At 49.9% G+C, this 21027-nt stretch carries 21 protein-coding genes; 14 read left to right on the top strand and 7 right to left on the bottom strand.

The window, feature by feature from the left end; all coding sequences use genetic code 11:
* Positions 1-316 precede the first annotated feature (316 nt).
* The gene (locus IEV19_RS08730; protein ID WP_188370270.1) at positions 317-1114 is read right to left on the bottom strand and encodes a universal stress protein; all 798 of its coding nucleotides are present in this window, start codon (positions 1112-1114) and stop codon (positions 317-319) included.
* Positions 1115-1203: 89 nt separating this feature from the next.
* On the opposite strand from IEV19_RS08730, the gene IEV19_RS08725 reads away from it, so the two are divergent.
* The 7 genes from IEV19_RS08725 (at position 1204) to IEV19_RS08695 (ending at position 7260) form a co-directional block, all read left to right on the top strand.
* Positions 1204-1665 (top strand): GNAT family N-acetyltransferase, encoded by a 462-nt coding sequence (locus tag IEV19_RS08725; protein ID WP_308418532.1) that lies wholly within the window; start codon positions 1204-1206, stop codon positions 1663-1665.
* Between the two features lie 10 nt (positions 1666-1675).
* A complete protein-coding gene (locus tag IEV19_RS08720; RefSeq protein ID WP_188370268.1) occupies positions 1676-3010 on the top strand; it encodes an MATE family efflux transporter in 1335 nt (444 codons plus the stop codon).
* A 21-nt stretch (positions 3011-3031) separates the two neighbouring features.
* The gene (locus IEV19_RS08715; protein ID WP_188370267.1) at positions 3032-3799 is read left to right on the top strand and encodes an enoyl-CoA hydratase/isomerase family protein; all 768 of its coding nucleotides are present in this window, start codon (positions 3032-3034) and stop codon (positions 3797-3799) included.
* A 35-nt stretch (positions 3800-3834) separates the two neighbouring features.
* On the top strand, positions 3835-4704 hold the full coding sequence (locus IEV19_RS08710) for a LytTR family DNA-binding domain-containing protein (protein WP_188370266.1): 870 nt from the start codon (positions 3835-3837) through the stop codon (positions 4702-4704).
* Positions 4705-4798: 94 nt separating this feature from the next.
* Complete coding sequence (locus IEV19_RS08705; RefSeq protein ID WP_188370265.1) at positions 4799-5959, top strand: acyltransferase family protein; 1161 nt, start codon at positions 4799-4801, stop codon at positions 5957-5959.
* A 48-nt stretch (positions 5960-6007) separates the two neighbouring features.
* Positions 6008-6460, top strand: a complete 453-nt coding sequence (locus tag IEV19_RS08700; protein WP_188370264.1) for a 6-pyruvoyl trahydropterin synthase family protein — start codon at positions 6008-6010, stop codon at positions 6458-6460.
* A 32-nt stretch (positions 6461-6492) separates the two neighbouring features.
* Positions 6493-7260, top strand: coding sequence for a UDP-2,3-diacylglucosamine diphosphatase (locus tag IEV19_RS08695; RefSeq protein WP_188370263.1), 768 nt, complete (start codon positions 6493-6495; stop codon positions 7258-7260).
* On the opposite strand, the gene recJ is transcribed toward IEV19_RS08695, so the two are convergent.
* Entirely contained in the window at positions 7257-8951 is a 1695-nt protein-coding gene (recJ, locus tag IEV19_RS08690; RefSeq protein WP_188370262.1) for a single-stranded-DNA-specific exonuclease RecJ, read from the bottom strand. The two genes, IEV19_RS08695 and recJ, sit on opposite strands and share 4 nt — an antisense overlap.
* An 83-nt stretch (positions 8952-9034) precedes the next feature.
* The gene (locus tag IEV19_RS08685; protein WP_188370261.1) at positions 9035-9457 is read right to left on the bottom strand and encodes an OsmC family protein; all 423 of its coding nucleotides are present in this window, start codon (positions 9455-9457) and stop codon (positions 9035-9037) included.
* 75 nt (positions 9458-9532) lie between these two features.
* On the opposite strand from IEV19_RS08685, the gene IEV19_RS08680 reads away from it, so the two are divergent.
* Positions 9533-10135 (top strand): carboxymuconolactone decarboxylase family protein, encoded by a 603-nt coding sequence (locus IEV19_RS08680; RefSeq protein ID WP_188370260.1) that lies wholly within the window; start codon positions 9533-9535, stop codon positions 10133-10135.
* Between the two features lie 11 nt (positions 10136-10146).
* On the top strand, positions 10147-10617 hold the full coding sequence (locus IEV19_RS08675; protein WP_188370259.1) for a hypothetical protein: 471 nt from the start codon (positions 10147-10149) through the stop codon (positions 10615-10617).
* Between the two features lie 15 nt (positions 10618-10632).
* Here IEV19_RS08675 and IEV19_RS08670 read toward each other — a convergent pair whose 3' ends face one another.
* The 3 genes from IEV19_RS08670 to IEV19_RS08660 form a co-directional block, all read right to left on the bottom strand.
* Positions 10633-11757: a DUF819 family protein gene (locus IEV19_RS08670; protein ID WP_188370258.1), complete on the bottom strand. Its 1125-nt coding sequence runs from the start codon at positions 11755-11757 to the stop codon at positions 10633-10635.
* Between the two features lie 38 nt (positions 11758-11795).
* Positions 11796-12467, bottom strand: a complete 672-nt coding sequence (rsmI, locus tag IEV19_RS08665; RefSeq protein ID WP_188370257.1) for a 16S rRNA (cytidine(1402)-2'-O)-methyltransferase — start codon at positions 12465-12467, stop codon at positions 11796-11798.
* A 79-nt stretch (positions 12468-12546) separates the two neighbouring features.
* Positions 12547-13233 carry a DUF8457 domain-containing protein gene (locus tag IEV19_RS08660; protein ID WP_188370256.1) on the bottom strand — a complete coding sequence of 229 codons (687 nt, stop codon included), beginning with the start codon at positions 13231-13233 and terminating at the stop codon, positions 12547-12549.
* 103 nt (positions 13234-13336) lie between these two features.
* On the opposite strand from IEV19_RS08660, the gene IEV19_RS08655 reads away from it, so the two are divergent.
* The 5 genes from IEV19_RS08655 (at position 13337) to IEV19_RS08635 (ending at position 19649) form a co-directional block, all read left to right on the top strand.
* A complete protein-coding gene (locus IEV19_RS08655; protein ID WP_188370255.1) occupies positions 13337-13993 on the top strand; it encodes a thymidine kinase in 657 nt (218 codons plus the stop codon).
* A gap of 75 nt (positions 13994-14068) precedes the next feature.
* Positions 14069-15187, top strand: a complete 1119-nt coding sequence (gene alr, locus IEV19_RS08650) for an alanine racemase (protein ID WP_188370254.1) — start codon at positions 14069-14071, stop codon at positions 15185-15187.
* Positions 15188-15364: 177 nt separating this feature from the next.
* Positions 15365-16369, top strand: coding sequence for an aspartate-semialdehyde dehydrogenase (locus tag IEV19_RS08645; protein ID WP_188370253.1), 1005 nt, complete (start codon positions 15365-15367; stop codon positions 16367-16369).
* A 75-nt stretch (positions 16370-16444) separates the two neighbouring features.
* A complete protein-coding gene (locus tag IEV19_RS08640) occupies positions 16445-18601 on the top strand; it encodes a prolyl oligopeptidase family serine peptidase (protein ID WP_188370252.1) in 2157 nt (718 codons plus the stop codon).
* Positions 18602-18668: 67 nt separating this feature from the next.
* On the top strand, positions 18669-19649 hold the full coding sequence (locus IEV19_RS08635) for a sulfate/molybdate ABC transporter ATP-binding protein (RefSeq protein WP_188370251.1): 981 nt from the start codon (positions 18669-18671) through the stop codon (positions 19647-19649).
* On the opposite strand, the gene IEV19_RS08630 is transcribed toward IEV19_RS08635, so the two are convergent.
* Positions 19646-20980: a GntP family permease gene (locus tag IEV19_RS08630; RefSeq protein ID WP_188370250.1), complete on the bottom strand. Its 1335-nt coding sequence runs from the start codon at positions 20978-20980 to the stop codon at positions 19646-19648. The genes IEV19_RS08635 and IEV19_RS08630 overlap by 4 nt on opposite strands.
* Between the last annotated feature and the right edge of the window lie 47 nt (positions 20981-21027).

The raw sequence follows: 21027 nt of genomic DNA, 5'->3' as shown, positions 1-21027 counted from the left end.
TTTGTTTTGTGAAGCGCTAATGCCGCAGGCATTGAAAAAGCGATGAAAATGGCATTTGCAGGACGGGAGATCATCCGGAGCAGCGCCAGCTAACCCGGTAATCCAAGTAAGAAAAACCGCCGAGTGTACTCGAGCGGTTTTTTGTTTTGTGAAGCGTAAATGCCACAGGCATTGAAGAAGCGATGATAATTACATTTGCAGGACGGGAGATCATCCGGAGCAGCGACAGCTAACCCGGTTTTCCCCCTTTTAAATGAAACCGCCGAGTGTACTCGAGCGGTTTTTTGTTTTGTGAGGCGTAGATGCCCGATGGACCTTAATCCTTTTTGACGCTCAGTACCAAAACCGGTATCTTGGCGGAGAACTCGGATTTATGGATCGTGTTTTTCTCCCACAGATTCATGAAGACCCCTCTTTTCCTTCTGAATACACACAGGAGGTCTGGGTTAACGACCTGGATATGCTCCAATATTCCGAGGTAGGTTGTGGCGTGTTCGGCCATGGTCATCGTGGTGCTTATATCCAACAGGGCCGTATTCACCTGCAGGTCCTTATCTGTATATCCCGGGGTTTTTACCAGCAGTAATTGTATTTCGCTTTGGAATTTATTCTTAATCTCAATAAGGGGGTTCAGGATACGTTTCCTCTTTAGGATACCCGATTTGAACCCGGTCAGGATGAGTTTATACGGACTGAATTTGGTGCCTTTGGGGACGATAAGGGTAGGAATATCCGTCCGCTTGATCATTCGCCCAGAAGTATGCCCCAAATACAATTCTTCTTTGATATCGTTGCTCCTGGGTGCAATCACCAGCAGGTCGATCCCGATCTCCCGGTCTATATCTTTCAGGCCATCTATCAGGTCCCCTTTATAGGTGGCAATCTTGATCTCCACATCTTTTGCATCCACCTTGCCGATAACCTCTTTTAGTCGCTCTTTTCCGCTCTTCTCTACCATGGCAGATATATCGATGAGGCTTCCGGATACCCCGGCCACCGTAAAGACCTCCATGACATAGACCCTGGAAGAGAATTGTGCGGCGAGATCTACCGCGTATTGCAGCGTCTCGTGTGCATTTGGGGAGGTTCCGATAGGTACTAGGATGTTCTTCATAACGGTTAGGTATTTAAACTATAAATTTACGCAATAATTGGCTTGAAAAGATGATAAGACCGGCAAAGTTAGGCGAAATTCCCCAGATCATGAGCCTTGCCAAAGCCTGTGCACTGCACATGATCCAAAAGGGTATCGAACAATGGAATGAGCTGTATCCCTCAGAAGAGGCCTTCCTGAAGGATCGCAGCAGAGGAGAACTGTTCGTCCTGGAAGTTTCAGGCCATGTCGTTGGATGCATCACGGTCTCCTCCCTCATGGATAAAGAGTACAAAACGGTTCAATGGCTTACCCCGAACCGAAACAATATTTACATACACCGTCTGGCGGTGCATCCTGAGCAACAGGGTAAGGGGTTTGCCCGTAAGATGATGGATTGGGCAGAGAACAGGGCAAAATCAGAAAGTCGAATTTCCGTCAGATTGGATACCTTCAGCAGAAATAAACGCAACCAGCGGTTTTATGAGGCCAGGGGGTATCAAAGACTGGAACCTGTGTATTTTCCCCGGCAAAGCCCCCATCCATTCTATTGCTATGAACTCATTCTATAATCTCTGAACATTGACTACCCGAGTAAGTTTCAAGACCATCAACCGCCTGGCCATTCCTGCAACCATCGCAGGGATAGCCGAGCCTATTTTGTCTATTACAGATACAGCTATTGTGGGGAATATCCCTGAAAATGGTTTGGAATCCCTGGCGGCCGTCGGAATCGTAGGAGCTTTTCTCTCCATGCTCATCTGGATCCTTGGACAGACCCGAAGTGCGATCTCTGCCATCATTTCCCAGTACCTTGGCGCGGGAAAACTCGACCAGGTATCTACCCTCCCAGCCCAGGCGATCGCCCTTAACGTATTGCTCAGTATAGCGATCCTCCTGGGCACTGTATTTATTGTAGAGGAAATCTTCCTCCTGCTCAATGCCAAAGGTAAGATCCTGGAATTCTGTATCTCTTATTATTCCATCCGGGTTTGGGGCTTCCCGCTGACCCTCTTTGCCTTTGCCGTCATGGGGATCTTCAGGGGGCTGCAGAACACCTACTGGCCCATGATGATCGCTATCACCGGGGCCTCGTTGAATATTGTACTCGATTTTATCCTGGTCTATGGGATCGAAGGCCTGGTCGACCCAATGAACCTGGAAGGGGCAGCGTGGGCCAGCCTGATATCTCAGGGAGTGATGGCGGTGATGTCTCTCTACCTGTTGATGGTCAAGACCCATATCTCACTCATTCCCAGGCTGCCCGTCCACCCTGAGCTCGGGAGGCTTATCGGGATGAGCCTCAATCTCTTTGTCAGGGCAGTGGCCCTTAATATCACTCTCGTCCTGGCGGTTCGGGAGGCCACCGCCCTGGGCGACCGTTTTATCGGAGCGCATACCATTGCCATCAACCTCTGGCTCTTCGCTGCCTTCTTTATCGACGGATACGGAGCTGCCGGGAATATCATGGGAGGCCGGCTGCTGGGAGCGAAGGATTATAACAACCTCTGGAAACTGGCGAAGAAGATCATGCTGTACGGCTTGTCGGTAAGCGGAGTGCTCATGGTGATAGGGTTTGTGCTTTACCGCCCACTGGGGTTACTATTCTCCAACGAGGGAGAGGTCCTGCGCACCTTCTATTCCATCTTCTTCATCGTGATCCTTGCCTTGCCCATCAATACGGTAGCCTTTGTTTTTGACGGGCTCTTCAAAGGCCTGGGTGAAATGAAATACCTGCGGAATGTACTCCTCACAGCAACCTTTTTGGGTTTCATCCCCGCCCTTTACATCGGTCAGTACTTTGAGCTTGGCCTTTACGGGATATGGATCGCCATTACCGTCTGGATGATGATCAGGGGTGGCGCCCTGGTATTTAAGTTCAGGAGAAAATTTCGCCCCCTTTTACAAAAGGTGTAATTTAGAGGAAAACGATCTTCCATGGGAACAACCCGAACTAACGGCAGTCTATATACCAACATACAGAACGGGGTGGCAACTGTAGAATTCGGTCATCCGGCCAGTAATTCCTTTGTATCAGAAATGTTGGACAGGCTCACGAAGATCCTCAGGGACCTCTCTGAGAACACAGCAGTATCTGTCATCGTGCTGAAATCTGAAGGGGACAGAGCCTTTTGTGCCGGCGCCTCCTTTGACGAACTCCTCGCGGTCTCGAACCACCGGGAAGGTACTGCCTTCTTCAGTGGGTTCGCCCATGTGATCAATGCGATGAGAGCATGTGCCCAGCCCATTATCGGGAGGGTACAGGGGAAAGCCGTGGGCGGTGGGGTCGGACTCATCTCTGCCTGTGACTACGTATTCGCCACGGAAGACGCCGCTGTCAGACTTTCCGAGCTCACCATTGGTATCGCCCCACTGGTGATCGCCCCTGCAGTGAAGCGCAAGGTTGGGGTGTCCGGACTTGCCGAACTATCCCTGGCTCCTAAAGAGTGGAAGAACGCCTACTGGGCCAAGGATAATGGCCTATTTTCCAAGGTGTTCCAGAACATCAAAGAGATGGACAAAGAGCTCGATTTTTTTACTTCCCAGCTTGCCTCATACAACCGCGAGGCCCTTGTGGCCCTTAAAAAAGTGCTGTGGGAAGGTACCGGGAATTGGGATGAACTCCTGCTGAGCAGGGCTGCCATTACAGGTGAACTCGCCCTTTCCGAACAGACGAGAAAGGCGATGGAAGCCTTCAAAAAATAGGATCTGAAATCCCTGTTACAATAGATGGTCCCCGTATGATATCCAGGCTGAAGGAAATTTTGAATACGCCATATCCCTTTTACTTCAGAGGGAAAACCCTCCTGCAATTTGCTCTGATCATCTTCCTCCTGGCTCTTCTATTCAACTACTTCTTTACCCCTTTTAACGTCAATTTGGACGAACATAAAATGGATTATTTCTGGATCAGCGTGATCCATTCGGCCACCCCCATTGCGGTATTGCTCATCATGTATCCCTTTATCCATTTCTCTCCATCCTTAGACGAGAACTGGACCATAGGAAAGGACCTCCTTTTTCTTTCTGTCTTCCTCTTGTTGATCGGGATCGGGCAGTTTCTGGTAAGAGACCTCATTTACGACAACCCCAACAACTGGTCCTGGGGTTATTTCAGGGAGGAGATCGGCAATACTTTCCTGGTCGGCATCCTGCTTGTGGGATTGATCGTTTCAGTGAATTTCAATCGGCTGAACGCGCGGTACATCAGGGAGGCACAGGAACTGGAACGCAGCAGGCTGGGCCAGGAGAGACAACATGACAATAGTGTTATCCCTATTGAGACCCAGGTAAAAATGGACAAATTCGACCTGCAGGTAGAAAAATTCCTCTTCGCCAAGGCCGAGGGCAATTACCTCGTGCTGCATTTAAGGGATGACCCTGCCCCGGTTAAGGTATTGAAGCGCATCTCCATCACCGATTTTGAAAAGCAGGTCAGTTCTTTTAAAGACATCATCAGGACACACCGTTCCTATGTAGTCAACCTCGCTTTTCTCCTGCACGTTAAAGGCAACGCACAGGGTTTCCAGTTGAGTCTTGAACACTGTGAAGCCCGGATCCCCGTATCTAGGACCATGATCCCTGCCTTTGAAGCCAGGGTCAGAAAGTGAATTTTCTTGTCATTCGTCCCAAATCCTTGACGTCCGTACCAAAAAATCCCGGTGCATAAGTAATAGGGATATCTTTACTCAAAAATCAATTCTCATGAGACGATACGATCTGGACTGGCTGAGGGTTTTTGTTTTTGGGTTATTGATATTCTACCATGTGGGTATGTTCTTTGTTCCCTGGGGGTGGCATATCAAGAACAATGTGGAATACACGTCGATCAGGATTCCCATGCTCTTCGTAAATCAGTGGAGGCTTCCCATCCTCTTTCTGATCTCCGGGATGGGTACCTTCTATGCGTTGAACAAAAGGACCCCGATACAATTCAGCACCGAGCGGATCAAAAGGCTCTTCCTGCCGCTGGTGGTGGGGATGCTCCTGGTGGTCCCACCTCAGGTCTATATTGAGCGTATCGCAAATAGTCAGTTTCGGGGATCTTATTTTGATTTTTGGCCCGCTCAATCTTTTATTGGGGTCTACCCGGAGGGCAACCTCAGCTGGCACCACCTATGGTTCCTTCCTTACCTGTTATTGTTTTCTCTCGCTCTGGTACCCGTCTTCGTTTCGCTTAAAAAGAATCCCGGTGGCAGATTTATTACATGGGTCAAAGCCTTGATCTCAAGGAAAACCGGACTGTTCTGGTTCCTGCTCCCTCTGTATCTCATGGAATCCCTATTAGAACCTTTCTTTAATATCACCCATGCCCTGATAGGCGACTGGTTTGCCATTGCCAATTACTCCACCCTGTTCTTCTATGGCTTCCTTCTGATGACGGTACAGGATAATTTCTGGAACACGGTGACAAAGAACAGGCGGTTTTACCTGTATTGCGGCCTGATCGGTTTTACCCTCTATCTCGGCCTGATCATGTCCTTTGAAGATTCCATCCTCGTACACTTTACAGAAGCCCTCCTGAAAGTTTTTAATCTGTGGTCCTGGATCCTGGTCCTCTTTGGCTATGCCGCGACCTACTGGAACCGACCAAGCCGGGCGCTCACCTATTGCAATGAGGCTGTATACCCATTTTATATCCTGCATCAGACCATCACGATTATTGCCGGATATTTTATCATGGACCTCAGCTGGGGATTCCTCCCTAAATTCCTCTATCTCGTGATCGCCACTTTCGGCGGATCATGGGTCATCTATGAATTCGGCATACGCCGGTGGAAATGGCTCCGTCCTCTGTTCGGCCTTAAACTTAAAAAAGCATTCACCTTTAGCAAAGAAATCAAATCTGTTCCTCAGGGTAAGTAGGTCCTTCCTTTTAAAGAATTCCTACCTTTGCCGCATAAATAACTTCCTATGAGCAGGATTCGCGTAACCAAGGAATTCAGTTTTGAGACCGGGCATGCCCTTTACGGGTATGACGGGAAATGCAGGAACGTCCATGGACACAGCTACAAACTAGCCGTAACGGTCATCGGCACCCCTATTGATAAGGAAGGCGCGGTCAAACTCGGGATGGTGATCGATTTTGGAGACCTGAAGAAGATCGTCAAGGAGGAGGTGGTAGATCCTTTTGACCACGCCACCATTTTCAACAAGAACACTCCTCATCTGGAACTGGCCAGGGAACTCGAATCGAGAGGGCACAAGGTGATCCTGGCAGATTACCAGCCGACCAGTGAGAATATGGTGATCGACATTGCGTCGAGGATCAAATCCCGCCTGCCTGAAAATCTCCAGCTGCATTCCCTGAAACTCCGTGAGACCGAAACGGCCTATGCTGAGTGGTTTATGGAAGACAACCCCTGATCCCCACCCTATTTCCCTATCTTTATATGCGGATGAGACAGCTAATCGTACCCGAAGGAAAGAAGGTCTACTTTGCCAGTGACAACCACCTGGGCGCACCAAGCAGGGAACAAAGCATGGCTCGGGAGAAACACTTTGTCTCCTGGTTGCAGGAAGTGAAAGAAGACGCAGCAGCCATCTTCCTCCTGGGTGACCTCTTTGATTTCTGGTTTGAATACAGAACCGTGGTCCCCAAAGGATTTGTGAGGACCCTCGGTACCCTGGCCTCTATTACAGACGGGGGTATCCCGGTCTACTTCTTTGCAGGGAATCACGACCTGTGGATGAATGGTTATTTTGAGGAGGAGCTGGGAATCCCTGTATTCCACAAGCCACAGCTATTCGAGATCAACGGGAAACGATTCTTTATTGGCCACGGAGACGGGCTGGGTCCGCACGACAAAGGGTATAAGCGGATGAAAAAGGTCTTTACGAACCCTGTGGCACGGTGGTTTTTCCGATGGATGCACCCGGATTGGGGCGTACGTGTAGCCCAGTATTTTTCGGTGAAGAACAAACTGATCTCAGGGGAAGAGGACAAGGAGTTCCTGGGTGAGGAAAACGAATGGCTGGTACAATACGCCAAACGGAAACTGGAAGGTGATCACTTCGACTTTTTTGTCTTTGGGCATCGCCACCTCCCCCTGGAAATAAAACTAAATCCAAAATCGACCTACTTCAACCTGGGAGACTGGATCAGCCACTACACTTATGGAGTGTTTGACGGAAAGCAATTTGAAGTCCGGAAATTTCCTGTCTAGTCCGGCCTGATATCCCTGATCTTCAGCTGCAAGCTCACCTGTCCGTTCCAGTGGTTTTCATCAAGGGAATACACCGCACTGAAACTACCGCCCTCCCTGACCAATGGCAGCTTTTCTCCCAGCCCGAAACCTATGGCCTGCACAGAGTTCGACCTGCCTTGCTGCACGGCCAGTTTAAGGTGTTTTTCGCCTTCCCCCACTCCTTTGGCAAATCCGGAATCCCTTAATTTCTGTGAGAGAAAGACCGGCTTCATGTTGCCGGGGCCAAAAGGTTCGAACTGCTTGAGGATCCGCATGAATTTAGGGGTAATGTCCGAGAGTCTGATCTCCGCATCGATCCGGATCTCAGGACGCAGCATTTCGGGCGAAATAGTTCTGGAGACCACCTCCTCGAAACGTGCCTTGAAATCTTCGTATTGTCGCTCCTCCAGGGTGAGTCCCGCCGCATACTTGTGCCCGCCGAATTGCTCCAGGTAATCCTTACAGGCTTCCAGGGCATTGTACAGGTCGAATCCTTTGACGGAACGGGCAGAGGCCGCCAGTTTTTCCCCGCTGCGTGTGAATACCAGGGTAGGCCTGTAATAGGTCTCGGTGAGCCTTGAAGCCACAATCCCGATCACCCCTTTATGCCAATTCTCATCAAAGACCACGGAGGTATACCTCCCTTCCTCCTTGTTGCTTTTGATCTGAACAAGGGCTTCTTCCGTGATCTCCTGGTCCAGGGTACGCCTTTCGGAATTAAAGCGTTCGATCGCCCCTGCCATCTCCTCAGCTCTGGCCATATCGGTTTCAGTCAGAAGGGAAACCGCATACTTGCCGTGTTCCATTCGGCCGGCCGCGTTGATCCTGGGGGCGATTATAAAAACCACGTCGGTGACGTTGAGCTCTGCTTTATTGACAGTATTGAGGATGGCCCGTATCCCGGGCCTTTTTTTCTGGTTGATCACCTTCAGACCGTAGTAGGTAAGCACCCTGTTCTCTTCGGTTATCGGGACAATGTCTGCGGCGATGGCTGTAGCGACCAGATCGAGATAAGAAAAAATACCCTCTATGGGTCTTCCCGCTCTTTGTTCCAAAGCCTGTATCAGCTTAAAACCGATCCCGCAGCCACAGAGCTCATCGTAAGGATACGGGCAGTCCGTTCGTTTGGGGTCGAGCACGGCCACGGCTTCCGGGATCTCATCCCCGGGTCTGTGGTGGTCACAAATAATAAAGTCGATCCCTTTTTCCCGGGCATATTGAACCTTGTCGATCGCCTTGATCCCACAATCCAGGGCGATGATCAGGGTTACGTCATTGTCGTGTGCAAAATCGATCCCGGCATAGGACACCCCGTATCCTTCGGCATACCGGTCCGGTATATAGGTCGCCACATTGGGATACCTGTCCAGAAGATAGGAAGAAACCAGGGCCACCGCGGTAGTGCCATCCACGTCATAATCCCCATAAACCAATATATTTTCGCCTTTATGTATGGCTTCCTCTATCCGGTTTACTGCTCGGTCCATATCCTTCATCAGGAAGGGATCATGCAGGTGGCTGAGCTGGGGCCTGAAGAAGTGAAGCGCATCCTCATAGGTCCGCACTCCCCTCTGCAGAAGGAGGGAGGCGATAAGCGGACTCACCTTGATGGCCTCACTCAGCTCCGCAATGGCCTCCTTTTCGGGTTTGGGCATTAGGGTCCAGCGCATTTCACAAATATCTTCGGCCTTCATAAGATACTATAGGGTTGTGCAGTTTCCTTGCGGAACGATCATTTTTGTGCAGGTTGATCTCACTCCTTGTGATAGATATTCTCTGTCGTGACCTCGGCAAACCTCCTGAACATCTCCATCACCCCGCAGTATTTATCTACCGAAAGGTCAACAGCGCGTTGTAACTTCTTTTCATCGAGGGCCTTTCCGTAAAAGTGATATTCGAGGTGTACCTTGTGGTAATACTTGGGGTGCTCATCGGTGAGCTCGGCAAAGATCTCGATATGAAACTTATCCACATCGAGCTTCATCTTCCCGATCATCCCCACCACATCCAGACCGGAGCAGCCTGCCAGGGAGGTAAGCATAAGCGCCTTGGGCCTGTATCCTTTACCTTCACCCCCATCTTCCGGCCCCGCATCGATCTTGAGGTCGATTCCCGAAGGATTGTTGCTTTCAAAGGCCATTCCCCCTATCCAATGGGTACTGATATGATTTGTCATGCTCCGTTTTTTTTGTTTCTTGTGATGGTCTATCCTGTGATCTCAAAATTACAATAATAAGCTAAACTCTGTCCTATGCCATTGGTTAATCCCCTCCCGCCGGAACACGATTCTGAAACGCGAAAACTCGCAGAATTCTTCAACGAAACCCTGGGGTTTTGCCCCAATTCCATCCTTACCATGCAGCACCGGCCTGCCATCTCCAAGGCATTTATCGAACTGAACAAGGCCGTGATGGAAAACAAGGGCAGGGTCACTTCAGCCCTCAAGCGCATGATCGCCTGGGTGAGCAGCAATGCCACCGGTTGCCGGTATTGCCAGGCGCATGCCATCCGGGCCGCTGAGCGTTACGGGGCAGAACAGGAGCAATTAGACCATATCTGGGAATACAGGACGCACCCGGCCTTCTCTGAAGCAGAGAGGGCTGCGCTCGACTTTTCCCTGGCTGCTTCACAGGTGCCCAACCAGGTAGATGACCAAATAAAAAAGAAGCTCTACCAGCACTGGGAAGAAGGGGAGATCGTAGAAATGCTGGGGGTCATCTCCCTCTTCGGCTACCTCAACCGATGGAATGATTCCATGGCTACTACCATTGAATCAGGGGCGGTAGAAAGTGCGGAGCAGTACCTGGGCAAACACGGATGGGAAAAGGGGAAACACGACGGACATCTGTATTAGGCAGGGGAAGTATGAAGAAAGCCGCACTCTTTCTGATCCTCCTGACCGCTATCTCATGCAAGTCATTCCGTTTTGATGATGGTAGGATTGTTTATCGATATACAGACTCAAATAATTATATCCCCCGAATTCTGGGCGATTTTGATGTTGTTAATTTGATCGAAAATGACACAATTTTAATCAGTTGCGGTTATTTCCGGGACCGGGTAAAAAGCCCCAGATCACTGAGCGTAATTTTATGGCTTAATAAAAAATACGCCTTCGAAACCTATGGGAAGGTAATTTCAAAAGAATTTGGACCAATCCCTCTATCAGAAGAAAATTCCGGAAGGGAATCGAATAATAGGAAGGAATATTTCCACTTTCTGTCTTTAGAAAATATGGATATGGCCGAAAGAAAATCCCGTATCCTGAGGGATACTATTTCGATAAACTTTGGGAATCGGAGCTTTAAATACGCTCCAAGATCCCGTTTTGATTGAAGCTTTACTTACATTTTAAAAAGATATCTTCAATAAATAGATCGTCAGCATCCCCCAGAATGTCCCGGTCGCCATACTGAGGATGGCCAGGACCACGGCATGGGGCATCCATTTCTTCTCATAAGCTGCTGTAACCGCGGGGGCCGTAGCGATGCCTCCCACATTGGCCATACTCGCAATAGGCACCCAGGCCATGTTCACATTCAGCAATTTGGCGATGATTACAGTAAAGATGAAATGACCCCCCAGCCAGATCACCATAAAGCCCAGAAAGGAGGTGTTGAAGCCGAGAGTGGCGAACTGGAGTTTCAAACCGAGGACAGCCATAACGATCAGGATAAGTATGGCACCTGCCTTGAGGGCAAACTGAAAATTCCACCGGGGCCAGAGATTACTGACGGCAAGCCCTATAATGGAAAGCAGAATCACCTTCCCGATAAAACTGTAGACAAACTGATTGACCAGTATAACGGTTCCCAGGAGCAGCACAAACGTAAGCCAGGGCCTGATCGTCTTCATCCTGTTCATCCTCAGGCTTTCTGGGATCCCTCTATCGGTGATCCTGAAAAAGGTATTCAGAGCATTGCTCCCTTTGATGGACTGGAACATGAGGATGGTCCAGATATTGACCAGGATATTGTCCATGACCAAAACGGAGAGGAAGATCGATTCTGGGCACTCCACGAGCTCCTTCAGTACGAGCTGACTCGTACTCCCGCCTATCCATCCTCCGACGATGGGAGGAATCCCCTTCCAGTACCCCTCTGAGATAAGCGTCTGGGTCACGAGGTCGGATTCAGGGAGCAGGAATGCGGGAAGGACGGGGAACAGGGCTATAAAAAAAGAACCGCTGACAAAAAGGAGGATGGGTTTCCAGCCAATAGACCTCAGCTGTCCGAGGGACAGGCTGCTCATCACGGCAACGATGGCCAATGGAATAAAGTAGTCCCTGCTAAAATCGTGAATCTCATCCTGGGAATAGTCGACCCCGCCGAGGTGGCTGATGATTGCCGGGATAATATAAGCCAATAGAATGGCCGGCACCCAATCGAAAAGCGACCTGATATATTTGTTTTCCCATCGATCCAGAAAGAATACCGATACAACGGTCAGGAGGGTAATAAGCCAGGGCATGATCATGCCTGAAAAAATACAACTTTTAGCAACAGGGGAGGCAACTATTTTTTACCCCCTACCACGAGGACGAACTCTCCCTTGAGGGGGTTCTGACTGTAATATTCTTTCAACTCTGTCAGGGATCCTCTTACCGTTTCCTCGAATACCTTGGTGAGTTCCCTGGAAATGGAGGCGGGCCGGTCAGGGCCAAAGGTCTCTATAAAATGATCCAGGGTTTTGAGGAGTTTGTGGGGCGATTCGTAAAAGATCATGGTACGGGTCTCTTCGGCCAGTTCTTTTAAACGGGTCTGCCTTCCTTTTTTAAGGGGCAGAAACCCTTCAAAGGTGAATCGTTCAGAAGGAAGTCCGCTATTTACAAGGGCCGGGATCAGGGCAGTAGCTCCCGGTAATGACTGAACGGGGACGCCTGCCTCTATACAAGCCCGAGTAAGGAAAAATCCGGGATCTGAGATCCCGGGGGTACCGGCATCGGAGATCAGGGCCATGGACTCTCCTGCCTTCAACCGGTCAATGAGCCTGTCCGTGACCTTGTGTTCATTGTGCATGTGGTAGGCCTGCATGGGCGTACTGATGCCGAAGTGATTCAGGAGCTTCCCGCTTGTGCGTGTATCTTCGGCAAGTATGAGGTCCGACTCACGGAGCACTTGTATCGCCCGCTGCGTCATGTCATCCAGATTGCCAATGGGCGTGGGTACTAAAAATAAAGTTGCCATAGGGACACTGCATTAAACTAAGAAGCCGAAAGGCAGTTTATAGACTTTCGGCTCTTTTTAATATTGTTCAAACATGTAATCAGGAAAACCTGCGGTTGATCAATGCCATAAAACGGGAAGCGTATTCTTCCTTTCCTTTCCAGTTGTTGTACTCGGGCTTCACCATGTTCTCGATAAATGCCACTGAGCGGTCTTCCGTATCAATCGTATTCAACTGGGAAAGTACCCGGTTGAATTCCTCTGTGCTGTCATTAAAGAGATGCTTGACAAAGGCCAGACGGTCATTGAGGCCGATCACGATCTCTTTGGTGGTCAGCTTATCATTCAGGGATTTGGATCGCTCCTGTTTAGGAGTGTCCTTCAGGTCTGGCGTAACCTCTTTGACATCGTTCTTGATCACCTCGGCCTTGGCCACGAATTCTGCAAAGAGCTGTTCTATATGCAGGTCCTTGGGCATTTCTGAGACCATGTCCTTGATGGTGTCGATTCCCGGGGTCACAATATCTTCTTCGTGAGGGTTGCTCTCGGGTACGGACCTGTTGCCTTCCATCACAGCACTTGCCATCTTCTCGAACTTGGATGCGATGGCGTTCTTTGAGATATCGATCTCTACGTCGCTGAGTTTTTCTTCGATAAATTTAAGGACAGCCAGTTTCTCATACAGGTTCTTGGCCGCCTCATAGAGCTCAGGAATATCCTTTGGTTCCTGAGAGGTAATGATCTCGGTAGACAATTTCACCAACTCCTCTTTCAGTTTCCTCTTCATTTCTTTTTGATTTTCATCCCTGTAAAGGTCTGTCTTTTTTAATACTTTTATACTGTCTTTGATAGTAACGGAGGAAACCCCGTATTTCGTCTAAAATTACAAAATGTTTCTCGAAAACACTGTTAATCATAAAGAACAATTTGGGTGGATAGAAGTGATCAGCGGGTCCATGTTTTCGGGCAAGACAGAGGAGCTTATCAGGAGGTTGAAACGGGCCAAATTTGCCAAGCAGAAAGTGGAGATCTTCAAGCCGATCATCGATACCCGATACAGTGATGAACGAGTTGTCTCTCACGATGAAAACGAGATCAGGTCTACCCCTGTTCCTACCGCCGGGCATATCCGCAAGCTGGCGGAAGACTGTGATGTGGTGGGCATAGACGAGGCGCAGTTCTTCGACGATGAGATCGTCTCTGTTTGCAACGAACTGGCCAATAAAGGCGTGCGGGTGGTGGTTGCCGGGCTCGACATGGATTTTAAAGGCAACCCCTTCGGACCGATGCCGGCCCTGATGGCCACAGCGGAATACGTCACCAAGGTACATGCGGTATGTACTCGAACGGGTAACCTGGCCAATTACAGTTTCAGGAAATCGGATAACGACAGCCTGGTGCTGCTGGGAGAGACCGAGGAGTACGAACCACTGAGTCGGGCCGCCTTCTATAAGGCCATGCTCAGGGAGAAGGTGAACGCCATGGAAGTAGAGTCCGAAGAAGTTCTTGAGCCTTCCTCAGCAGATAAGAAATCGAAACGAAAATAATCTTGATACCCCCCGGAATCTATAGGGACAAACCGTATTGAATACATATGCCTTCCCATCAACATCAACATCCCTATGCCTGACATTCACGAGACGGTCCTCGAAATAGACCTGGGGGCACTGGAGCACAATTATCGCTATTTGAGATCCCGGATCAGGCCCGCCACAAAATTCATGGCCGTGGTAAAAGCATCAGGATACGGGAGCGATGCCGTGGCCATAGCCCGCAAACTGGTTTCCCTAGGGGTGGATGCCCTGGCAGTGGCCTACGCCTCTGAAGGGGTCGCCTTGCGCAAAGGAGGAATTACACTGCCAATTCTTGTACTACATCCCCAGGAAGGTAATTTTGAGGAGATCATCACCCATAATCTGGAACCCAGCCTTTACAGTCCCCGCATATTAAAGGGGTTTCATGAAATAGCTCGAAGGGAAGGACAAAAGGGATATCCCGTCCACCTCAAATTCAATACAGGGCTCAACAGGCTGGGCTTTTGGGAAAACGACGTGAGATTTATCCGGGAGGAGATGGGGGAATCCGAGGTCCTTTCAGTCAAGGGGATCCTGTCTCACCTGGGAGCCTCTGAAGATCTGGATGAGCGGGATTTTACGGAAAGACAGATCGCAATGTTCAGGCGGATCGTCCAGGAAGCGGAAAAGGCCCTGGGTCCTATCCCAATAAAACACCTGCTGAATACTTCCGGGATACTCAATTATCCGGAAGCCCAGTGGGACATGGTCAGGAGTGGGATTGGGATCTACGGATACGGAAATGATCCCCGCTTTGATCCGGAACTTAAGCCTGTGGTTTCGCTGAAGACGGTCATCTCCCAGCTTCACCGGATCGAACCGGGGGAAACAGTAGGGTATAACAGGGCCTTTCGCGCTGAAGGATACAAAACCACCGCCACCCTCCCTCTGGGACACGCCGACGGAATAGGCAGGCATTACGGACAGGGTAAGGCCTTTGTTATTGTAAAAGGTAAACGTGCTCCCATCATAGGTAATGTCTGTATGGACATGCTGATGATAGACGTGACAGAGATCGACTGTAAGGAAGGGGACGAAGTGATCCTGTTCGGGAAGGGGCAGAGCGCCGACGAGTTCGCGTCTTATGCAGGTACCATTTCCTATGAATTGCTCACCGGGATCTCTCCCCGTGTAAAACGCATTTATAAAGATCGTAACCCCGGGTAGCAGGGGTCATCCGCTACACTATTTAATTAACACTAACCCCCCTGCAAGTTTCGCAAGACTGCAGGGGGTATTTTTGTTTTATTTATAACACAATGTGATATTTTTATAAATACATTCTGCTTCCTTGTGGTGTATAGGGCTTTGCTGTACCTTTGAACCGTTTTTAATCGTATACTGATGAAAGTAGCTGTAGTAGGAGCCACAGGCATGGTCGGGGAAGTAATGCTAAAAGTCCTGGCCGAAAGAAATTTCCCGATCTCGGAATTACTGGTTGTCGCCTCTGAGAAGTCTAAAGGCAAAACCCTGATGTTTAAAGGGGAGCCCCATACGGTCATCACCCTTGAGGAAGCGGTGGCAGAAGCTCCGGACCTGGCTATCTTTTCTGCGGGAGGAGAAACCTCCCTCCAATGGGCGCCCAGGTTTGCTCAGGCAGGGACCACCGTGGTTGACAATTCTTCAGCCTGGCGTATGGATCCTGCGATCAAGCTCGTCGTCCCTGAGATCAATGCCCATGAACTGACTGAAAAAGACAAGATCATAGCGAACCCCAACTGTTCCACCATACAGCTGGTGATGGTGCTGGCACCCCTGCATAAGGCCTACCGGATGAAACGTGTAGTGGTATCTACCTATCAATCGGTAAGCGGTACCGGGGTTAAGGCTGTAAAGCAAATGGAGAACGAGATGGAGGGAACCAAAGGGGAGATGGCCTATCCTTATGCCATCCACAGAAACGCCCTGCCCCATTGTGATGTTTTCCTTGACAACGGGTATACCAAAGAGGAGATGAAACTCGCCAAAGAACCCAGAAAGATCCTTGGAGACGATAGTTTTTCCGTTACTGCCACAGCCGTTCGGATTCCTACATCCGGAGGGCATTCAGAAGCCGTCAATGTCACCTTCGAGAAAGACTTCGATCTCGGGGAGGTGAGAAAACTACTCAGTGAGACACCCGGAGTCGTTGTGCAGGACAACCCGGATACCAATACCTATCCCATGCCCCTGTACGCCCATGATAAGGATGACGTATTTGTAGGCAGGATAAGAAGGGATGAATCACTCCCCAACTCCCTGAATATGTGGATCGTAGCAGACAACTTGCGGAAAGGAGCAGCCACCAATGCCATTCAGATCGCCGAGTATCTGGTCAGCAAAAACCTGCTCGCCGGGAAGGTTGTTTAATTTCTGTTAAAAGCCCGTTTCCTCTACCGTTACAGGAGAAATTAAGGTATTTTTAGGGTCAAATTTTTGAACCCTATGAAGAAAATCGCCTTTGTCCTGGCCGCGCTTACTACCTTTGTGGCCTGCAAACAAGAAAACAAAGCAGAACGACTCGCAGTGAACTATCCTCAGACAGAAAAAGTGGACAGTGTGGACACCTATTTCGGGGTAGACGTACCGGATCCCTATCGATGGCTGGAAGACGACATGAGTTCGGAAACCGAAGCCTGGGTGACCGCACAGAATCAGGTGACCTTCGGATATCTCGAAAAGATCCCATTCAGGGAGGACCTCAAGAACAGGCTGGAGAAACTTTGGAATTACGAAAAACTCAGCGCCCCATTCAAAGAAGGGGACTACACCTACTACTACAAAAATGACGGCCTGCAGAATCAGAGCGTAGTCTACAGGAAAAAAGACGGAGGAGAGGAAGAGGTGTTTCTCGATCCCAATACCTTCTCGGAGGACGGAACTACTTCCCTTGCCGGCCTTAGTTTTAGCAAGGACGGTTCCCTGGCTACCTACCTTATCTCAGAAGGAGGGAGCGACTGGAGGAAGGCCATTGTCCTGGATGTGAACAGCATGGAGATCCTCGAAGACACCCTCGTCGATATCAAATTCAGCGGGTTAGCCTGGAAGGGCAATGAAGGATTCTATTACTCTAGCTATGACAAGCCCAAAGGGAGTGAATTGTCTGCCAAAACAGACCAGCACAAAGTGTATTACCACAAAATGGGAACTCCTCAGGCCCAGGACCAGTTGGTTTACGGTGGTACCCTTGCAGAAAAGCACAGGTATATTTCGGCGAGCGTAACGGAGGATGAACGCTATCTTATCCTCTATCCAAGGACCACTACTTCCGGGAATAAGATGCTAATCCGCGACCTGACGGATCCCAACGCTCTGTTTATAACAGTGCTTGACGATACGGATTCTGACAGCTACGTGATCGACAATGACGGGTCTACCCTGTTTATACAGACCAACAGGAATGCACCCAATGAAAAAGTGGTCACCGTAGATGCCTCGAATCCCACTCCGGATCAATGGAAAGACCTTATCCCTGAAACGGAAAACGTCCTTAGCACCAATACGGGAGGGGGGTATATTTTTGCAGAGTATATGGTCGATGCCATTTCCAAAGTGATGCAGTACGACTACAGCGGGAACCTCATTCGGGAAGTAGAACTGCCGGGGATCGGAAGTGCCGGAGGATTCGGAGGAAAGAAGGAAGAAGAAATCCTCTATTTCTCCTTCACCAACTACAACACCCCGAGCTCTATTTACAAGTTCGATCCCAAGTCAGGGGAATACGAGGTCTACTGGAAACCTGAGATCGACTTCAATCCCGACAATTATGAGTCCGAACAGGTCTTCTACACTTCAAAGGACGGAACTAAGGTGCCCATGATCATCACCTACAAGAAGGGACTTGAGCGCAATGGAAAGAACCCCACCATCCTTTATGGTTACGGCGGATTCAATATAAGCCTTACCCCTTCCTTCAGCGTGGTGAATGCCATCTGGATGGAGCAGGGCGGCGTATACGCTGTACCTAATCTCAGGGGAGGCGGAGAATACGGCAAGAAATGGCACGATGCCGGTACCCAGATGCAGAAACAGAACGTCTTCGACGATTTTATAGCAGCGGGAGAATACCTCATTGAGAATAATTACACCTCTTCTGATTTCCTGGCCATTCGCGGGGGGTCTAATGGGGGTCTTCTCGTGGGTGCAACCATGACCCAGCGGCCTGATCTTATGAAGGTGGCCCTCCCTGCTGTGGGAGTATTAGACATGTTGAGATATCACACCTTTACTGCTGGTGCTGGTTGGTCTTACGACTACGGGACCTCCGAAGACAGTCCTGAAATGTTTGAGTACCTCAAGGGGTATTCCCCTGTTCACAATGTAAAACCAGGCACGTCCTATCCTGCAACCCTGGTGACCACAGGCGACCACGATGACAGGGTGGTTCCGGCTCACAGTTTCAAGTTTGCCGCTACCCTCCAGGAATTTCAGACAGGAGACAATCCTACCCTGATCCGTATTGAGACCAATGCGGGTCACGGCGCAGGAAAACCTGTCAGCAAGACCATTGAGGAATACGCCGATATCTTTGCTTTTACCTTCTACAATATGGGATATGATACATTGCCCAATCAGAAGGTTTTAAAGGAATTTAAAGATTAATCTGATGCTGGCATGAAAAATCCGTTTCTTCAGAGACGGATTTTTTGTGTCCCCTAAATACCCCCGTATGCTGCAAGTAGAGGCCCTCTCCTTTTCCTACCAGACCGCCGACGTCCTGGAAGATATCTCTTTCGCCGTTGAGAAGGGAGAGCACGTCGCTGTGATGGGTGAAAGCGGATGTGGGAAAAGCACCCTTCTGAAGCTCATATACGGAATACTGACCCCTTCCCAGGGAAAGATCAGCTGGAATCAGGAGGAGGTAAGAGGCCCTCTGTACAAACTCGTCCCGGGGGAATCCTATATGAAGTACCTCTCCCAGGAACTCGACCTGATGCCCTATACCACAGTGGCAGAGAACATCAGTGAATACCTCTCAGTTTTCTACCCTGAACGGCTAAAGGAAAGGACTGAGGATTTGCTGGAGATGATCGAATTGACAGCTGAGGCAAAAAACATGGTCAAGAATTTAAGCGGAGGACAGCAGCAACGGGTAGCCCTTGCCAGGGTACTTGCCCAGAAGCCTGATCTATTGCTCCTGGACGAGCCCTTCAGCCATATAGATAATTTCAGGAAGAGCAGCCTGAGGCGCAACCTCTTCCAATACCTGAAGGAGGAGAAGATCACCTGCATCACAGCATCCCACGACCACCTGGATGTCCTGCCCTTTGCAGACCGCATCCTGGTGCTTAAGGACAGGACCCTGCTCACAAATGGAGAAACGAAAAAAGTATACGAATCTCCCGCCAATTTCTACGTTGCCAGCCTGTTTGGAGAGGCTAATATCCTTCCCATCACCTTGCTAAAACCCTATGGTGACGCGAAAAAAGACATCATAGTCTATGCGCACGAATTCAAGGTGGCCAATTCTTCTGGTTTGAAGACCCGGGTAAAGAGATTGTATCCCATGGGAAGTTATTTTCTGGTGGAGGGAGAAACCGAAGACGGCAAGGTCTTTTTTCATTCCGAAAAACCCCTTAAACCAGATGCAAAGGTATACCTGAACGTATCCATTGAAACTATCAACAAACGCCTGAGAGAACTTCCCTAGGTGAGGATCAGGGAGGCGATGAAAACGGCCACAGCTCCGGTAATACCGAGCACAGCCGTTCCCAGGCCAAATAATCTGTATCCCGTTTTTACATTCATCCCGCTCATCTGTGTGACCACCCAGAAAAAGCTGTCATTGGCATGGGAGACCATGGCCGAACCTGAGCCTATGGCCACCACGACCAGCGCCTTCTGAATTTCAGACTCGTACCCCAGGGAAGTCATCATGGGTGCCAGGATAGATGCGGTAGTGACCAGGGCCACTGTTGAGGACCCCTGTGCTGTCTTCAGGGCCGCAGCCAGTATAAAGGGAAGGAATATTCCCATGTTCAGGTCTTTCAGGGCAAGGCCGAGTAATTCGGCGATCCCGGACATCTGCAATACGGTGCCGAAGATCCCCCCGGCCCCCGTGATCATCAGGATGGATGCCGCGTCTTTGATCGCCTTTCCCACCCATCCCGTGGAGGAGAGCATATCGAGGTGTAACTTTTTTGGCAGGAAGAGACATAGGAAAACTCCTATCAGGAGGGCGATCACAGGTTCACCCAGAAAGCTGATCCCCCTGAAAACCCAGGAGGCTGTCTCTGTTTCGCCTGTGGAAAGAACCGACTTAAGGACGATAAGGAGGATGGGGATGACAATAGGCAGGGACGATCTCCAGATACCGGGAGCATCATTTACTTCTTCTTCCACGGCCTCGGTTTGTTCCTCTTCTGACTCAGGGCTAATATAGGTTCGGGAAGCGTATTTCGTGGCAAAAAAGATCCCTGCCGTCAGGGCGATAAGGCTCACGGGGATGCCGAGGGCGATGACCAGTCCGAGGTTAGCCTGAAGGATCCCAGCCGCGGCGATAGGGCCCGGGGTGGGAGGCACCATGGTATGTGAGGCCATAAGCCCTAATCCCAGGGCAATGGCGGCTCCGGCCAGAGAGATCCCGGCCCTCTTGCTAAGGCCTTTATTCAGCGGATGTAACAGCATAAAGCCGCTGTCTGCAAAGACGGGGATTGAGACGATATAGCCAATGGCCCCCATGGCAAGGGGTATTCGTTTTTTCCCGATCAGGCCCAGTACCTTCATGGCAATGGTCCTGGCTCCTCCCGTGTGTTCCAGGAAGGCGCCGATAATGACCCCCAGGACGATAATCAATCCTATTTTCCCCAGAGTCCCCCCAAATCCCTCATTGATGGCCAGGACGATATCTTCCAGGGGCATACCTGAAAAGATTCCATAGGCTATGGAAATGATCAACAGGGCGAGAAAAGGATGAACCTTAAGCCGGGTAGTCAGCAGGACGATGCAAATTACCGCAATGATCAGATAGAGTATTTCCACGGGTTCCCGGTGAGTAAATTTTGATTACTGCTTCCTAAAATACATAT

This window comes from Muriicola marianensis, from assembly GCF_014638095.1.
GTDB lineage: Bacteria > Bacteroidota > Bacteroidia > Flavobacteriales > Flavobacteriaceae > Muriicola > Muriicola marianensis.
The sequence above is the reverse complement of the archived record's forward strand: the minus strand, read 5'-3'. Positions and strand labels throughout refer to the sequence as shown.

Bases quoted from the DNA above. Each gene is read 5' to 3' on its own strand.
- IEV19_RS08700 (WP_188370264.1), top strand. From the start codon at position 6,008: ATGAGCAGGATTCGCGTAACCAAGGAATTCAGTTTTGAGACCGGGCAT.
- alr (WP_188370254.1), top strand. From the start codon at position 14,069: ATGCCTGACATTCACGAGACGGTCCTCGAAATAGACCTGGGGGCACTG.
- IEV19_RS08685 (WP_188370261.1), bottom strand. From the start codon at position 9,457: ATGACAAATCATATCAGTACCCATTGGATAGGGGGAATGGCCTTTGAA.
- IEV19_RS08645 (WP_188370253.1), top strand. From the start codon at position 15,365: ATGAAAGTAGCTGTAGTAGGAGCCACAGGCATGGTCGGGGAAGTAATG.
- IEV19_RS08725 (WP_308418532.1), top strand. From the start codon at position 1,204: ATGAGCCTTGCCAAAGCCTGTGCACTGCACATGATCCAAAAGGGTATC.
- IEV19_RS08635 (WP_188370251.1), top strand. From the start codon at position 18,669: ATGCTGCAAGTAGAGGCCCTCTCCTTTTCCTACCAGACCGCCGACGTC.
- rsmI (WP_188370257.1), bottom strand. From the start codon at position 12,467: ATGGCAACTTTATTTTTAGTACCCACGCCCATTGGCAATCTGGATGAC.
- IEV19_RS08710 (WP_188370266.1), top strand. From the start codon at position 3,835: ATGATATCCAGGCTGAAGGAAATTTTGAATACGCCATATCCCTTTTAC.
- IEV19_RS08660 (WP_188370256.1), bottom strand. From the start codon at position 13,233: ATGAAGAGGAAACTGAAAGAGGAGTTGGTGAAATTGTCTACCGAGATC.
- IEV19_RS08680 (WP_188370260.1), top strand. From the start codon at position 9,533: ATGCCATTGGTTAATCCCCTCCCGCCGGAACACGATTCTGAAACGCGA.
- recJ (WP_188370262.1), bottom strand. From the start codon at position 8,951: ATGCGCTGGACCCTAATGCCCAAACCCGAAAAGGAGGCCATTGCGGAG.
- IEV19_RS08715 (WP_188370267.1), top strand. From the start codon at position 3,032: ATGGGAACAACCCGAACTAACGGCAGTCTATATACCAACATACAGAAC.
- IEV19_RS08705 (WP_188370265.1), top strand. From the start codon at position 4,799: ATGAGACGATACGATCTGGACTGGCTGAGGGTTTTTGTTTTTGGGTTA.
- IEV19_RS08670 (WP_188370258.1), bottom strand. From the start codon at position 11,757: ATGATCATGCCCTGGCTTATTACCCTCCTGACCGTTGTATCGGTATTC.
- IEV19_RS08655 (WP_188370255.1), top strand. From the start codon at position 13,337: ATGTTTCTCGAAAACACTGTTAATCATAAAGAACAATTTGGGTGGATA.
- IEV19_RS08675 (WP_188370259.1), top strand. From the start codon at position 10,147: ATGAAGAAAGCCGCACTCTTTCTGATCCTCCTGACCGCTATCTCATGC.
- IEV19_RS08730 (WP_188370270.1), bottom strand. From the start codon at position 1,114: ATGAAGAACATCCTAGTACCTATCGGAACCTCCCCAAATGCACACGAG.
- IEV19_RS08640 (WP_188370252.1), top strand. From the start codon at position 16,445: ATGAAGAAAATCGCCTTTGTCCTGGCCGCGCTTACTACCTTTGTGGCC.
- IEV19_RS08695 (WP_188370263.1), top strand. From the start codon at position 6,493: ATGAGACAGCTAATCGTACCCGAAGGAAAGAAGGTCTACTTTGCCAGT.